This is a genomic window from Algicella marina (assembly GCF_009931615.1).
In the GTDB taxonomy this organism is placed as follows: Bacteria; Pseudomonadota; Alphaproteobacteria; order Rhodobacterales; family Rhodobacteraceae; genus Algicella; species Algicella marina.
In genome coordinates, this window is record NZ_CP046620.1 from 1,029,964 (window position 1) to 1,044,301 (window position 14,338).

16 protein-coding genes are annotated in these 14,338 nt (G+C 62.4%); all 16 read left to right on the forward strand.

The window, feature by feature from the left end; all coding sequences use genetic code 11:
* The first annotated feature begins 15 nt into the window (after positions 1 to 15).
* Positions 16 to 420 carry a hypothetical protein gene (locus GO499_RS05145; protein WP_161861188.1) on the forward strand — a complete coding sequence of 135 codons (405 nt, stop codon included), beginning with the start codon at positions 16 to 18 and terminating at the stop codon, positions 418 to 420.
* 8 nt (positions 421 to 428) lie between these two features.
* Positions 429 to 1,478 (forward strand): NADH-quinone oxidoreductase subunit NuoH, encoded by a 1,050-nt coding sequence (gene nuoH / locus GO499_RS05150; RefSeq protein WP_161861189.1) that lies wholly within the window; start codon positions 429 to 431, stop codon positions 1,476 to 1,478.
* The gene (locus tag GO499_RS05155; protein ID WP_161861190.1) at positions 1,478 to 1,927 is read left to right on the forward strand and encodes a hypothetical protein; all 450 of its coding nucleotides are present in this window, start codon (positions 1,478 to 1,480) and stop codon (positions 1,925 to 1,927) included. The genes nuoH and GO499_RS05155 overlap by 1 nt, the downstream gene beginning before the upstream one ends.
* Positions 1,928 to 1,947: 20 nt before the next feature.
* A complete protein-coding gene (locus GO499_RS05160; protein ID WP_161861191.1) occupies positions 1,948 to 2,775 on the forward strand; it encodes a hypothetical protein in 828 nt (275 codons plus the stop codon).
* Positions 2,776 to 3,270, forward strand: coding sequence for an NADH-quinone oxidoreductase subunit NuoI (nuoI, locus tag GO499_RS05165; RefSeq protein WP_161861192.1), 495 nt, complete (start codon positions 2,776 to 2,778; stop codon positions 3,268 to 3,270).
* Positions 3,271 to 3,380: 110 nt separating this feature from the next.
* Positions 3,381 to 3,803: a DUF4259 domain-containing protein gene (locus tag GO499_RS05170; RefSeq protein ID WP_161861193.1), complete on the forward strand. Its 423-nt coding sequence runs from the start codon at positions 3,381 to 3,383 to the stop codon at positions 3,801 to 3,803.
* A 27-nt stretch (positions 3,804 to 3,830) separates the two neighbouring features.
* Positions 3,831 to 4,445: an NADH-quinone oxidoreductase subunit J gene (locus GO499_RS05175; RefSeq protein ID WP_161861194.1), complete on the forward strand. Its 615-nt coding sequence runs from the start codon at positions 3,831 to 3,833 to the stop codon at positions 4,443 to 4,445.
* 8 nt (positions 4,446 to 4,453) lie between these two features.
* Positions 4,454 to 4,840, forward strand: a complete 387-nt coding sequence (locus GO499_RS05180) for a hypothetical protein (RefSeq protein WP_161861195.1) — start codon at positions 4,454 to 4,456, stop codon at positions 4,838 to 4,840.
* Between the two features lie 10 nt (positions 4,841 to 4,850).
* The gene (gene nuoK / locus GO499_RS05185) at positions 4,851 to 5,159 is read left to right on the forward strand and encodes an NADH-quinone oxidoreductase subunit NuoK (RefSeq protein WP_161861196.1); all 309 of its coding nucleotides are present in this window, start codon (positions 4,851 to 4,853) and stop codon (positions 5,157 to 5,159) included.
* 2 nt (positions 5,160 to 5,161) lie between these two features.
* Positions 5,162 to 5,587: a hypothetical protein gene (locus GO499_RS05190; protein ID WP_161861197.1), complete on the forward strand. Its 426-nt coding sequence runs from the start codon at positions 5,162 to 5,164 to the stop codon at positions 5,585 to 5,587.
* An 89-nt stretch (positions 5,588 to 5,676) separates the two neighbouring features.
* Positions 5,677 to 7,857: an NADH-quinone oxidoreductase subunit L gene (nuoL, locus tag GO499_RS05195; RefSeq protein ID WP_161861198.1), complete on the forward strand. Its 2,181-nt coding sequence runs from the start codon at positions 5,677 to 5,679 to the stop codon at positions 7,855 to 7,857.
* A complete protein-coding gene (locus tag GO499_RS05200; protein WP_161861199.1) occupies positions 7,857 to 9,401 on the forward strand; it encodes an NADH-quinone oxidoreductase subunit M in 1,545 nt (514 codons plus the stop codon). Before nuoL ends, GO499_RS05200 begins: the two co-directional genes overlap by 1 nt.
* A gap of 1 nt (position 9,402) precedes the next feature.
* Positions 9,403 to 10,845, forward strand: a complete 1,443-nt coding sequence (gene nuoN, locus GO499_RS05205) for an NADH-quinone oxidoreductase subunit NuoN (RefSeq protein ID WP_161861200.1) — start codon at positions 9,403 to 9,405, stop codon at positions 10,843 to 10,845.
* Positions 10,842 to 11,576: a biotin--[acetyl-CoA-carboxylase] ligase gene (locus tag GO499_RS05210; RefSeq protein ID WP_284154900.1), complete on the forward strand. Its 735-nt coding sequence runs from the start codon at positions 10,842 to 10,844 to the stop codon at positions 11,574 to 11,576. Before nuoN ends, GO499_RS05210 begins: the two co-directional genes overlap by 4 nt.
* A 12-nt stretch (positions 11,577 to 11,588) precedes the next feature.
* Positions 11,589 to 12,365 (forward strand): type III pantothenate kinase, encoded by a 777-nt coding sequence (locus GO499_RS05215; RefSeq protein ID WP_161861201.1) that lies wholly within the window; start codon positions 11,589 to 11,591, stop codon positions 12,363 to 12,365.
* Positions 12,362 to 14,032 (forward strand): ribonuclease J, encoded by a 1,671-nt coding sequence (locus GO499_RS05220; protein WP_161861202.1) that lies wholly within the window; start codon positions 12,362 to 12,364, stop codon positions 14,030 to 14,032. The genes GO499_RS05215 and GO499_RS05220 overlap by 4 nt, the downstream gene beginning before the upstream one ends.
* Positions 14,033 to 14,338: the final 306 nt, after the last annotated feature.

A 14,338-nucleotide genomic window follows, 5' to 3' on the forward strand; every position in this document is an offset into this window, starting at 1 on the left:
CCGGGAGGCCGACGCATGCGGACAGGACAGGCCATTGCAGCCCTCGCCCTGACGGGCATCGTGATCACGGGACCGGCCGTCGCGGCGCCGGGGCCGCTGGACTCGGCCCGGGCCGCGCTTCGGGCAGTGCTCGCGGCCGAGGGCGTCTTTGCGGTAACAGGTGGCGGGATCGGCGAGGCTTCGTGGTGCGTCGCGGGGCGGTTCGCCAAACGCAAGCTGGGCCTCGACAGCGACGCGGCCATTCGCCGGCTGTCGCGGATCAGCCCCAAGGGGCTGGGCATCCGCAGCCCGGAAGGGCGGAAAGTGATACCGGGGCCCGGGGCTCTCTATTCTTACGCGGATGCCGGGGCACTCGAGAACTACCAGGGCAGGAATGCCGAAACACGGACAGTCTCGGCGGCTGTCGCAGCATGTGGATGAGGCCATAGATGAGTGAGTTCCTGCAAACGCCCTTCGGCATCTTCGTCATCGTGCTGGCACAGTGCCTGCTGGTGACGGTGTGCATCCTCGTGGCGCTGGCGTTCCTGATGTATGCCGACCGCAAGGTCTGGGCCGCGGTGCAGATGCGCAAGGGGCCGAACGTGGTGGGGGCCTTCGGGCTGCTGCAATCGTTTGCGGATTTCATCAAGTACATCGTCAAGGAAGTCGTGGTGCCCGCCGGGGCCGACAAGGTGGTGTTCTTCCTCGCGCCGATGATCACCTTCGTGCTGGCGGTGATCAGCTGGGCGGTGATCCCGTTCAATGACGGCTGGGTCGTGGCGAGCCTGAATGTCGGTATCCTGTATATCTTCGCGATCTCGTCGCTCGAGGTCTATGGCGTGATCATGGGCGGCTGGGCCTCGAACTCGAAATATCCGTTCCTCGGCAGCCTGCGCTCGGCGGCACAAATGATCTCCTACGAGGTCTCGATCGGGTTCATCATCATCGGTGTGATCCTTTCCACCGGATCGCTGAACCTTTCGGAAATCGTCTATGCGCAGGAAGGCCGCTACGGCTTCTTCTCGTGGTACTGGCTGCCGCATTTCCCGATGGTGATCCTGTTTTTCGTGAGCGCGCTGGCGGAAACCAACCGCCCGCCCTTCGACCTGCCGGAAGCGGAGGCCGAACTGGTGGCGGGTTATCAGGTGGAATATTCCTCGACCCCGTTCCTGCTGTTCATGATCGGCGAGCTGATGGCGGTGGTGCTGATGTGCGCGCTGATCACGATCCTGTTCTTCGGCGGCTGGCTGAGCCCGATTCCGGGCGTGTCCGAATGGCCGTTGCTTGGCGACGGGCTGCACTGGATGATCCTGAAGATGGGCTTCTTCTTCTTCATGTTCGCGATGGTCAAGGCGATCGTACCGCGCTACCGCTATGACCAGCTGATGCGCCTGGGCTGGAAGGTGTTCCTGCCGATGAGCCTGGCCTGGGTGGTGATTGTTGCCGGGCTGGCACTCTATGACGTGCCGGGTTACGCCCGGTTCGCGACGGGGGGCTGATGCGCTGGTACCCGGCATATTTTCTCTGCCTGCTGGCGGCGCCTGCCGTGGCGCAGGACGAGATGAACTTCGCCGACAGAGGCGAACGGGTGCTGGACATGGCCGTGCTGGAGCGCTGCGCGGGCGCCGAGAAGATCGGCGTGGATGGTTGCGACGCGGCGGACCTGGCGGAGAACCTGGGCCTGATCTCGGGATCGGAAATCCGACCCTTCGGCAAGTTCGGCATGGAAAGCTTCGCGATGCTGACGAGCCTGCGTTATGCCGCATCTTCTCTGTTCTTTCTGGCCGAGGGCGAGCCCTGCTATGCCGAGGAGGAGCGCGGCGCGGCAGTGGAAATCTGGTCGCTCTGGGTGGAGCTGCCGCCGGATATTCCGCAGGTCATGGCCGAGAAGTATGCCGTCTTCGACGGCGTGATGGACAAGATCGTAACACTGGAGTTGGGGTGTTGAGGCCGCGACTCTCGATATGTGTGGCCGGTGTTCTGGGGCTATTACTGGCGGGGCCTGTCTCCGCCGCATGTGACAAAGAACTTTCGGAATACAAGTCCGCAAGGTCGACACACGTCGCAAACGCCAAAGACATCTACAACGTGGTGGTTGACGCGCCGCGCGCGGATCACCGCGTGCTGAATGATGCTCGGTATCGGCCGCCTTCGGACGAAAGTTTGCTTGGCGTCTATCGTGTTGCGCGCACTTCGCTACAGCTTCACAGCGAGTTGGTGCACGTCGTCCGGCAATTGAAAGTGAATGTTAACCCTATCTTCTTGAAGCGTCGTGATGCGCCGGAAGTGCTGGTGCGCGGTGCGGCATTGTCTCGCTGTCTGGCTCGACTTCAGAATGTTGAACTGAAAAAACTCAAAACTCTGCATGAGAAAGCAAGACCGGAGAGGGCGCCTCTGGAAGCAAGCCTGCATCGGTCCAGAGAACGTTACATGGCTGGGCCGAATGCAAAAAAAATCGCTGACGGAATCGGCAGGCAGTTGGCTGAGATCGACACTCAGATTGAACAAGCGACTGACGGTGTTGAATTGGAGCGCCTTGAGAAGCGCAAGCTAGAAATGGCCGGGTTCGGCGCGCTGACAGTTGAGCTTGGGGCACAGGCGGCGGTACTTGAAGTGAAAAAGGACGACATTGCCCGTGAGCTTGGCGAGATGGTTGAGGTTTTGGTACGTTTCCTTTCCGTTGGCTCCATTCTGGGAGCCAATATTGACTACAGGGGAGCTTTGGAGCGGTTTGTTGCAGAACAATTGCGCCATGAACTCGACTTTGGCCTTTCGATTGAGACGGGAGAGAAATAGATGACCGCTATCGACTGGACGCGCGCAACCCGCTACTTCCTGCTGGCCGATTTCATCGGCGGCTTCAGGCTGGGGCTGAAGTATTTCTTCAAGCCCAAGGCGACGCTGAACTACCCGCACGAGAAGGGGCCGCTGAGCCCGCGTTTCCGGGGCGAGCATGCGCTGCGGCGCTACCCCAATGGCGAGGAGCGGTGCATCGCCTGCAAGCTGTGCGAGGCGATCTGCCCGGCGCAGGCGATCACCATCGACGCGGAGCCGCGCGAGGACGGCTCGCGCCGGACGACACGCTATGACATCGACATGACCAAGTGCATCTATTGCGGCTTCTGCCAGGAAGCCTGCCCGGTGGATGCCATCGTCGAGGGGCCGAATTTCGAGTTCGCGACCGAGAGCCGTGAGGAGCTGTTCTACAACAAGGCCAAGCTTCTGGAAAACGGCGACCGCTGGGAAGCGGAGATTGCGCGCAACCTGGAGATGGATGCGCCCTATCGGTAATGGGGGCACAAAAGCGGCGGCCGGGCCTTTCGGCAGCCGGCAAAGATGGTAGAGGACAGCACCCGGAACGGCGGAGGCCGGGCCGGACAGGATAGACAGGGACGGGGCACATGGGCGCATGGGGCACAGGTGTTTTTGAGAATGACGACGCGGCGGACTGGCTGGACGAATTCGCCAGCGACGGCGCAGACAAGGTGAGCGAGGCATTTGACGCCGTGATCGAGGCTGCAAGGACAGGTTCCATCGACAGCATGGACGCCAGTTTCGCAATGGCGGCGGCCGAGGCCGTGGCCTATGCCGTGGGCACGCCGGACCCGGACCTCGACGACGAGGTGGTGGAGGCCTTCGATGCCCGCAAGGATGAGGTTGCCGCGCTGGAGGGGATCGCCGACCGGGCGATTGCCGCGCTGGATTTGATTGTTTCCGACCCCGAACGCTCCGAGTTGCTGGAGCTGTGGGAAGATGCTGATGAAGACGATGCCGAGGCCTTCCGCGAGACGGTGGCGGATCTGAGACGGAGGGTGGACGGCTGAGGCCGCTGCCCGGAGAGAGAGGTTGATATGGGCTTTGCAGCCTTCGCGTTCTACATGTTCTCGCTGGTCGCCTGTGTGGCGGGGGTGCTGGTCGTCGTTTCCAAGAACCCGGTGCATTCGGTGCTGTGGCTGATCCTTGCCTTCTTCTCCTCCGCCGGGCTGTTTGTGCTGTTGGGCGCGGAGTTCGTGGCGATGTTGCTGGTGATCGTCTACGTCGGCGCGGTGGCGGTGCTGTTCCTGTTCGTGGTGATGATGCTGGACGTTGATTTCGCGGAATTGCGTGGCGAGCTGAGCAGGTATACCCCCATCGGGCTGCTGATCGGGGTGGTCATCGTGATGCAGTTGATGTTCGCCTTCGGCTCGTGGGAATTGGACGACGCATCGCAGGCTGCGCGTGGCGCGGTGGCGCCGGCGCCGGAAGAGTTGCAGAACACCGCGGCGTTGGGTCAGTTGATCTACACGAAGTACATCCTGCTGTTCCAGACGGCGGGGCTGGTGCTGTTTGTCGCCATGGTCGGTGCCATTGTCCTGACGCTGCGCCACAAGCCGAATGTGAAGCGGCAGGACATCCTTGCCCAGATCTACCGCGACCCGGCGAAGAGTGTCGATTTGGTGGACGTGAAGCCGGGGCAGGGGCTGTGAGACTGGTGTTGACCCTTTTCGCCATGGTGCTGATCGGCAGTGCCGCCGTGGCGCAGGCGTTGCCGGTGAAGACCTATCGCGAGATCAAGGCGTGGAAGGGCGACCGGGTGACAGTGGTGGCGAGCGCACCGGGCGAGGCCTTCACGCTGGTATCGGCCCACAAGGAGGCGCAGCGACCCTGGGCGGACGCGCTGTTCGAGCGGAACACGGCAGAGGGCAAGACGCTGGTGCGCCATGCCTACGATTGTGCCAACGCGACCTATCGCTGGATGGGCGAGGCGCGGCGGTTCCGCGACCTCTCGCTCTCCATCACCTCGATGGACCAGATGCGCGACCGGCGGCTCGAGCCGGGGACGGTGGAATATCAACTTGCGCGCTACGTGTGCGCGCTGTGAGGACAGACCCATGGACATAGGACTCTCTCAATATCTGACCGTGGCGGCGATCCTTTTCGTGACGGGGATCTTCGGAATTTTCCTGAACCGCAAGAACGTGATCGTGATCCTGATGTCGATCGAGCTGATGCTGCTGGCCGTGAACATCAACTTCGTGGCCTTCTCGGCCTATCTCGGCGATCTGGTGGGGCAGGTGTTCACGCTGTTCGTGTTGACCGTCGCGGCGGCGGAGGCGGCCATCGGGCTGGCCATCCTCGTCTGCTTCTTCCGCAACCGTGGCACTATTGCCGTTGAAGATGTCAACGTGATGAAAGGCTGAGGATGCGGGGTTTGCGTCTCTTGCGGGTCTGCGCCGTTGCGGTGGGACTGGTGCCGTCGGCGGCACTGGCGCTCTCGCCTTTGCCGCCCTGCGCGTGGGACGCCGAGGCGCAGGCTTTTGCCGACGAAGGCGCCGGCGTGTTTGTGCTGGCGGAAGCCAACGGGTTCGCATCGGGCGCATTCACGGCGCCGGACGGTCGGCAATGGGGCCTTTTGCATCACTGCCCGACGGACAAGTATCTGCTGTTCGTGACCGAAGAGGCCGACCATGACGCGGTGTGGGAGCGGTTCCGTGCGCTGTTGGAGACGAGCGTGCCGGTGACGATGCCGGAGATCGGTGTCGATCTGGCGCTGCTGGGCGCCGGGGTGCGACGCGGGCAGGGGGATATCGGCAATTGCGATTGCGAACATCTGGGGTTGGTGAAATGAGTGCCACCGACCGGACCGCGGGCCAATCCGGGCCCAAGAAGACGATTTGTGGCCTGCGCCGCACGAAGACAGACAAGGAAGGCTGACCCATGCCCACCATTATTCTGTTCGCCCCGCTAATCGGCGCATTGATCTGCGGCTTCGGCCACAGGTTCATCGGCGAGAAGGCGGGCATGGTGGTGGCGACGTCACTGATGTTTCTTTCCTGCCTGCTGTCCTGGGTGATTTTCCTCGGACCGCACGGCGACAGCGACACGAACAGCCTGTTCACGTGGATCCGCTCCGGCTCGCTTGACGTCGACTGGGCGATCCGGCTGGACACGATGACATCGGTGATGCTGGTGGTGGTGACCAGCGTCTCGGCGCTTGTGCATCTTTATTCCTTTGGCTACATGGATCACGACCCGCAGTGGAAGGAAGGGGAGAGCTACAAGCCGCGGTTCTTTGCTTACCTGTCGTTCTTCACCTTCGCGATGCTGATGCTGGTGACGGCGGACAACCTGTTGCAGCTTTTCTTCGGCTGGGAGGGCGTGGGTGTCGCCTCCTACCTGTTGATCGGCTTCTATTACCGCAAACCCTCTGCCGGGGCTGCAGCGATGAAGGCGTTCATCGTCAACCGTGTCGGGGATTTCGGCTTCGTGCTGGGTATTTTCGCGGTGTATTACCTCGTGGACAGCATCCAGTTTGACGTGATCTTTGCGGCGGCACCGGATCTGGCCGCGACGACGTTCAACTTCCTCGGCTACGAGGTGAACGCGGTCGAGACGATCTGCGTGCTGCTGTTCATCGGCGCGATGGGGAAATCGGCGCAGCTTTTCCTGCACACCTGGCTGCCGGACGCGATGGAAGGGCCGACGCCCGTTTCCGCGCTGATCCATGCGGCGACGATGGTGACGGCGGGCGTCTTCCTCGTTTGCCGGATGAGCCCATTGTTTGACTATGCGCCGGGTGCGCTGACGCTGGTGACGGTGGTGGGGGCCTCGACTGCCTTCTTCGCGGCGACGGTCGGGCTGGTACAGAACGACATCAAGCGCGTGATCGCGTATTCGACCTGTTCGCAGCTCGGCTACATGTTCGCCGCCGCCGGTGTGGGTTTCTATCAGGCCGCGATGTTTCACCTGTTCACCCACGCGGCGTTCAAGGCGATGCTGTTCCTCGGCGCGGGTTCGGTGATCCACGCGATGCATCACGAGCAGGACATGCGGAACTACGGCGGCCTGCGCAAGAAGATCCCCGTGACGTTCTGGGCGATGATGATCGGGACGCTGGCGATCACCGGTGTGGGCATTCCGTTCAGCTATGACCTGTTTCACCTGCCGATCGGCTTTGCCGGGTTCGTTTCCAAGGATGCGATCATCGAGGGCGTGTTTGCCGGACATTCGACCTATGCATTCCTGATGCTGGTGACGGCGGCGCTGTTCACCAGCTTCTATTCATGGCGACTGATCTTCATGACCTTCTTCGGGGAGCCGCGCGGCAATGCTGAGACGCATGATCACGCCCACGAGAGCCCGAGGGTGATGACGATCCCGCTGGTGGTGCTCGCGGTCGGGTCTGTCCTGTTGGGGATGGTCTATTACAAGTCGTTCGTCGGCGACAAATCGGAAGCGTTCTTCGGACCGTCGATCCACGTGGCGGGCGCCGGTGAGCATGCTGCCGAAGCCGGTGGCGACGCAGGGTCGGCGGATGACCATGCAGAAGCTACGTCTGAGACGACCGAGGCGCCGCTACTGGACGAGCAGGTGATCGAAAGCGTAGAGCCGGCCGGCGAGGCCGTTGCAGCGGAAGCGCATGGTGACGAGGCGGCGGCGGATGACCATGGCGGCGAGGCCGCACATCACGGCGACAGCGGCGTGGTGCTGCATGACTATCACTACGTGCCGAACTGGGTGAAGCTGGCGCCGTTCCTAGCGATGCTGATCGGGCTGGCAGGTGCCTATTATGCCTACATCCTGAAGCCGGAAGTGCCGGGCCGCTTCGTGGCCGGCAACCGCGGCCTCTACAACTTTCTGCTGAACAAGTGGTATTTCGACGAGGTCTACAACGCGGTGTTCGTACGCCCGGCGATGTGGCTGGGCCGGTTCCTCTGGAAGAAGGGTGACGGCGCGACGATCGACGGCGGCATCAACGGGCTGGCAATGGGGATCATTCCGTTCTTCACCCGGCTCGCGGGCAAGGCGCAATCGGGCTACCTGTTCCACTACGCGTTCGCGATGTTCATCGGGCTCGCCGCAATTCTGACCTGGATGATCGTGGGGAGGGCCGGCTGATGGACCTGCTTCTTTCGCTTGTAACCTTCCTGCCGCTGATCGGTGCCGGTGTTCTTGCCTTCTTTCTGAAGGGCGAGGATGCGGCGGCGCAGATGAATGCCAAGCGGCTGGCGCTGTTCACCACCGCCGCGACTTTCCTGATCTCGCTGGGCATTCTGGCTGAGTTCGACGTTTCCGACCCCGGTTTCCAGCTGGTGGAGGAGGCCGAGTGGTTGGGCGGCTTGACCTACAAGATGGGTGTGGACGGCATATCCGTGCTGTTCGTGATGCTGACGACCTTCCTGATGCCGATCGTCATCGGCGCATCGTGGAATGTCACGCATCGCGTCAAGGAATACATGATCGCATTCCTGGTGCTTGAGACGCTGATGATCGGCGTGTTCTGCGCGCTGGACCTCATCCTGTTCTACTTCTTCTTCGAGGCCGGGCTGATCCCGATGTTCCTGATCGTGGGCATATGGGGCGGCAAGGACCGCATCTATGCCTCGTTCAAGTTCTTCCTCTACACGCTGCTTGGGTCGCTATTGATGCTGGTGGCGATGCTGGCGATGTATTTCGAGGCTGGCACGTCCGACATTCCGCGGCTGCTGGCGCATGATTTCGACAGTTCGCCGATAACGGTGTTCGGCTTCCACATCATGGGCGGTATGCAGATGCTGCTGTGGATCGCGTTCTTCGCCAGCTTCGCGGTGAAGATGCCGATGTGGCCGGTGCATACGTGGCTGCCGGATGCGCATGTGCAGGCGCCGACGGCCGGATCCGTCGTGCTGGCGGCGATCCTGCTGAAGATGGGCGGCTACGGGTTTTTGCGGTTCAGCCTGCCGATGTTCCCGGTGGCATCCGACATGATGGCGAATTTTGTGTTCACGCTGTCGGTGGTGGCGATCATCTACACGAGCCTCGTGGCGATGATGCAGGAGGACATGAAAAAGCTGATCGCCTATTCCTCCGTCGCGCATATGGGCTTCGTGACGATGGGGATCTTTGCGGCCAACCAGCAGGGGGTGGACGGGGCGATCTTCCAGATGCTCTCTCACGGTTTCATTTCCGGTGCGCTGTTTCTGACGGTCGGCGTGATCTACGACCGGATGCACACGCGCGAGATCGACGCCTATGGCGGGCTTGTGATCCGGATGCCGGCATTCGCGCTGATCTTCATGCTGTTTACCATGGGCAATGTGGGCCTGCCGGGCACCAGCGGGTTCGTGGGCGAGTTCTTGACGCTGGCGGGCGTGTTCCAGGTGAACACGATGGTGGCACTGTTCGCCGCGACTGGCGTGATCCTGAGCGCGGGCTATGCTCTTTGGCTTTATCGCCGGGTGGTGTTCGGCGACCTGATCAAGGAAAGCCTGAAGCAGATCACCGACATGAACGGACGCGAGAAACTGCTGTTCGCGCCGCTGGTGGTGATGACGATTTTGCTGGGCGTATATCCCTCGCTGGTGCTGGACGTGATCGGGCCGAGTGTATCTGAACTTGTAGAGAACTATTCCGCTGCAGTGGCCGAGGCCGCGACGCAGGTGGCCGAAACCGAGGGGCACTGAGATGCTGGGCGATGATCTGAACGTTATCCTGCCGGAGCTGGTGCTGGCGGTCTATGCGATGGCGGCGCTGATGTTCGGCGTATTCTCGAAGAACGAATTGCAGGCCTCGCGCACGGTGATGTGGGTGACTGTCGGCGTGCTGACGATCCTCGGAGCCTGGGTCGCGGTATCACCCTCGGATGCGCGCACGGCGTTTGGCGGTACCTTCGTAAGCGACAACTTCGCGCATTTCGCCAAGGTGCTGATGCTGTGGGGTGCGGCTTCGATGCTGGCGCTTTCCATGGTCTACCTTGAAAAGCACAAGCTGATGAAGTTCGAGTTCCCGGTGCTGATCTGCCTGTCGGTGACCGGCATGATGCTGATGGTTTCAGCGGAAGACCTGATGGTCATGTACCTGGGGTTGGAGTTGCAATCGCTGGCGCTGTACGTCATCGCGGCGTTCCGGCGGGACAGTCTGCGCAGTACCGAGGCGGGACTGAAGTATTTCGTGCTCGGCGCGTTGTCGTCGGGGCTGCTGCTGTACGGGGCAAGCCTTGTCTACGGCACGGCCGGAACGACCGAGTTCGCAGGGATCGCGCAGCGGGTCGGCGAGGGCGAACTTTCGCTGGGGATGCTGATCGGGCTGGTGTTCCTGTGCACGGGTCTGGCGTTCAAGGTCTCGGCCGCGCCGTTTCACATGTGGACGCCGGATGTCTATGAGGGAGCGCCGACGCCGGTAACGGGGTTCTTTGCCACGGCGCCGAAAGTTGCGGCGGCGGGCATGTTCGCCCGCGTGGCGCACGATGCCTTCGGTAGCGCGGTGTCGGACTGGAGCCAGATCCTCGCGTTCCTGTCGGTGGCGTCGATGTTCCTCGGGGCGATCGCTGCCATCGGGCAGCGCAACATAAAGCGGCTGATGGCCTATTCGTCGATCAGCCACATGGGCTTTGTGTTGATGGGGCTGGCGGCCGGAACGGCGGCGGGCGTGGAAGCGATGCTGATCTACCTTGCGATCTATGTGGCGATGAACATCGGGGTCTTTGCCTTCATCCTGAACATGGAACGGGACGGAACGGCGGTGATGGATATCTATGCGCTCGGCGATTACAGTCAGGTGTCACCACGGCGGGCCGCCTGCCTGGCGGTACTGATGTTCAGCCTTGCCGGGCTGCCGCCGTTGCTGGGCTTCTGGGGCAAGTTCTTCGTGCTGTCGGCGGCGGTGGATGCCGGGCTGGCGTGGCTGGCTGTGGCTGGGGTCATCGCATCGGTGATCGCGGCGTTTTACTATCTGCGTATCATCTACCTGATGTATTTCGGCGAGGAAACGCAGCGTCTGACCGGCAGTATGCCGACGATGCACTGGGGCTTTCTGGCCGTTTCGGCGGCGGCGATGCTGCTGGGAATGATCAACCTGTTCGGAATCGAGGGCGCCGCCGAGGCCGCTGCTGCGGCGCTCGTCAATTGACCTGGCCAAACAGCGTCGGACGGATCATCCTCGAACAGGTCGACAGCACCAACGCGGAGGCCGTGCGGGCACTGACGCTGGGCACGCGGGCACCGTTCTGGCTGATGGCGCACCACCAGACGGCGGGGCGTGGCCGCGGCGGGCGACCGTGGTCGGCAAGGGCCGGAAATTTCTTTGGTACGCTGATGATGGAAGTGCCGCAGGGGCCGCAGGCGGCTGGGCAACGCTCCTTCGTGGCGGCGCTGGCGCTGCGCGACGTCGTGGCGGGGCTGGTACCGGATACGATGGCGTTGTCGCTCAAATGGCCGAATGACGTACTGCTGATGAACCGCAAGCTGGCCGGCATCCTGCTGGAGAGCGAAACGGTGAAGGGGCGGCTGATGCTTCGGGTTGGCATCGGCGTCAACCTGGCGGCAGTGCCGGAGCAGGCGGAATTGGAGAGCGGAGCGCTGACACCGGTTCATCTGGGCGGGGTGATCGGGCCCGAAGCGTTTCTCGACCTGCTGGCCGCAGCCTTTGCGAAATGGGACGACACGCTGCTGCGTGAAGGTTTCGCGCCGATCAGGGCCGCATGGCTGAACCACGCGGCGCGTCTGGGAGAGCCTATTCGCGCCCGACTGCCGGGGCAGGAACTGCACGGCACGTTCGAGACGGTGGACGAGGGCGGCGCGCTTGTTCTAAACACGGCCAAGGGGCGGATGAGCCTGCCCGCCGCGGACGTTTTTTTCTGAGGGGGCAAGCGGATGCTTCTGGCAATTGATGTCGGCAACACCAATACGGTGTTTGCCCTGCATGACGGTGAGAAGACCGTGGGTTCATGGCGCTGCCTGACGACCCATGGCCGCACGGCGGATGAGTATTACGTATGGCTGAAGAGCCTGATGCAACCGCACGGGCTGATCCGCGATGTTTCCGACGTGATCATCTCCAGCGTCGTGCCGCAGGTTGTCTTCAACCTCCGTGTCTTGTCGGACACCTATTTCCACACCCGGCCGATGGTTGTCGGCAAGCCCGAGGTGGAGTTGGGCGTGCCGGTGCGGGTGGACAAGGATACCGTGGTCGGCGCGGACCGTTTGGTAAACACGGTGGGTGCGTTCGACCGGTATGGCGGCAACCTGATCGTGGTGGATTTCGGCACGGCGACGACATTCGACATCGTTGGCGCGGACGGCGCTTACGAGGGTGGCATCATCAGTCCGGGGGTGAACACCTCACTTCGTGGACTTTCGGAGGCGGCGGCGGCACTGCCCTATATCGACGTGACGAAACCGGAACGGGTTGTCGGCACCAATACACGGATGTGCATGCAATCGGGCATCTACTGGGGATATGTCGGCCTGATCGAGGGCCTGTGTACCAGAGTGGCGCAGGAACGGGGTGAAGCCATGAAAGTTATTGGCACCGGCGGACTTTCCACCCTATTTGACCAGGGAACCAACGTTTTTGATCACCTTGACAGTGATTTGACAATTCACGGGCTGGTATTGATCCATGCCCGCAACAAGAAAGAAAATTCATGAGCAGTAAAGACAAGCTGACCTACCTGGCGCTCGGCGGCGCAGGCGAGATCGGCATGAACATGTATGTGTATGGCTACGGTCCGGTGGGCAAGCAGCGGTTCATCCTCGTCGATGCGGGTGTGACCTTTCCCGACATGGAGAGCACGCCGGGTGTTGATCTGATCATGGCCGATCCGGCGTTTATCGCCGAGCGTGCCGACCGTCTGGAGGCGATCTTCATCACCCATGCCCACGAGGACCACGTGGGTGCCATCGGCCATCTGTTGCCACAATTGCAGGCGCCGGTGTATTGCCGGGCCTTTACCGGGCTTATCGCCGGCAACAAGCTGGATCGCGCGGGGCAAGACCTCAACCAGATCCACGTGGTCGGCGCGTGGCCGGAAACGGTGACGGTGGGGCCGTTCGAGGTGGGTTTCCTGCCCGTCTCCCACTCCATCCCCGAGGCTTCCGGGCTGGTGATCGACACGCCTGCGGGCCGGATCGTGCATACCGGTGATTTCAAGCTGGATCCGTCGCCGCTGGTCGGCGACCCTTATGAGCCGGCAGTGCTGGAGAAGATCGGCGCGGCCGGAGTGAAGGCTCTGGTGTGCGACAGCACCAACGTCTTCTCGCCGCATCCGGGTCGGTCGGAAGCCGAGATCAGGCCGGCCATCGAGGCGCTGATGAAGGAAGCGAAGGGCATGGTGGTGGCGACCACTTTCGCCTCCAACATCGCGCGGCTGAAGACATTGGCGCAGGCTGCGCATGCTTCCGGGCGCACCGTAGCCGTGCTGGGACGGGCGATGAACACGATGATCCAGGCCGGGTTCTCTTCCGGTGTGCTGAAGGATTTTCCGCCGATCGTCGATGCGCGGGATGCCGATGAGGTTCCGCGGGCGCAGCTTTTCGTCCTCGCGACGGGCTCGCAGGGCGAACGGCGGGCGGCTTCGGCACAGCTTGCCGGTGGCAGCTACATGGGGCTGAGCCTGAAGGAGGGCGACACGTTCCTGTTTTCCTCCAAGACGATTCCCGGCAACGAAGTGGGCGTGGCGCGCATTCTCAACCAGTTGTCGGAGGCCGGGGTGGATGTGATCGACGATTCCTCGGGCCTCTATCACGTGTCTGGCCACGCCAACCGGCCGGACCTCGCCAAGGTGCACGAGTTGCTGAAGCCCGCCAATGTCATCCCGATGCACGGCGAGCACCGCCATCTGCGGGCGCATGTGGCACTGGCGGCGGAGCGGCAGATACACGGGGTAATCGCGCCGAACGGCACCGTTGTCGATCTGACGGGCGACACCGCTGCGATCATCGACCATGTGGAAACCGGCCGCGTCTACCTGGACGGGGCGCAACTGATCGGTGCGATGGACGGCATTGTCCGCGACCGAATTCGCATGGCGACGCGGGGGCACGCCATTGTCTCGGTGATGCTGGAGGCGGACGGCTCTCCCATCGGGGGGGCCTGGGTGGAGACGCTGGGCCTGCCGGACGGCGACCGCGAGGAGATCGGGGCGTTGCTGGAGCGGGCGCTGGAGGACGCGCTCGGCAAAGCGGCATCACGTGTGCTGGACAGTGACGAGGCGCTGGAAAAGCTGATCGTCAAGACCGTGCAGAGCGAGGGGCAGAACCGGATCGGGAAAAAGCCGCTGGTAACGGTGATGATCAACCGGTTCGACGAGGAATAGGCATTCCGGGGGGCATTCTTTGCCCTCCGCGTGATGCGTGTGCAGGCCGGTGGCCCAAGGTTCGAGTGCTGCAACAAATGCAAAAGGGCGGGATTGACCCGCCCTTTTTAGTTTGTCCGTAGCTAACGGTTACTCCGGCGCAGCGTCCGGCGTGATGTTTTCGATCACAGCGGCGGCTGAAGCGCGCTTGCGCGGCTTGCGGGCCGGTTTGGCGGGAGCTGCCGCTTCCGCCGTGGTGGCTTCGGGCGCCGGCTGCTGAGGTTCGGCATCTGTCGCGGCGTCGGTGCCCGGGCTCTCCGGTGCGGT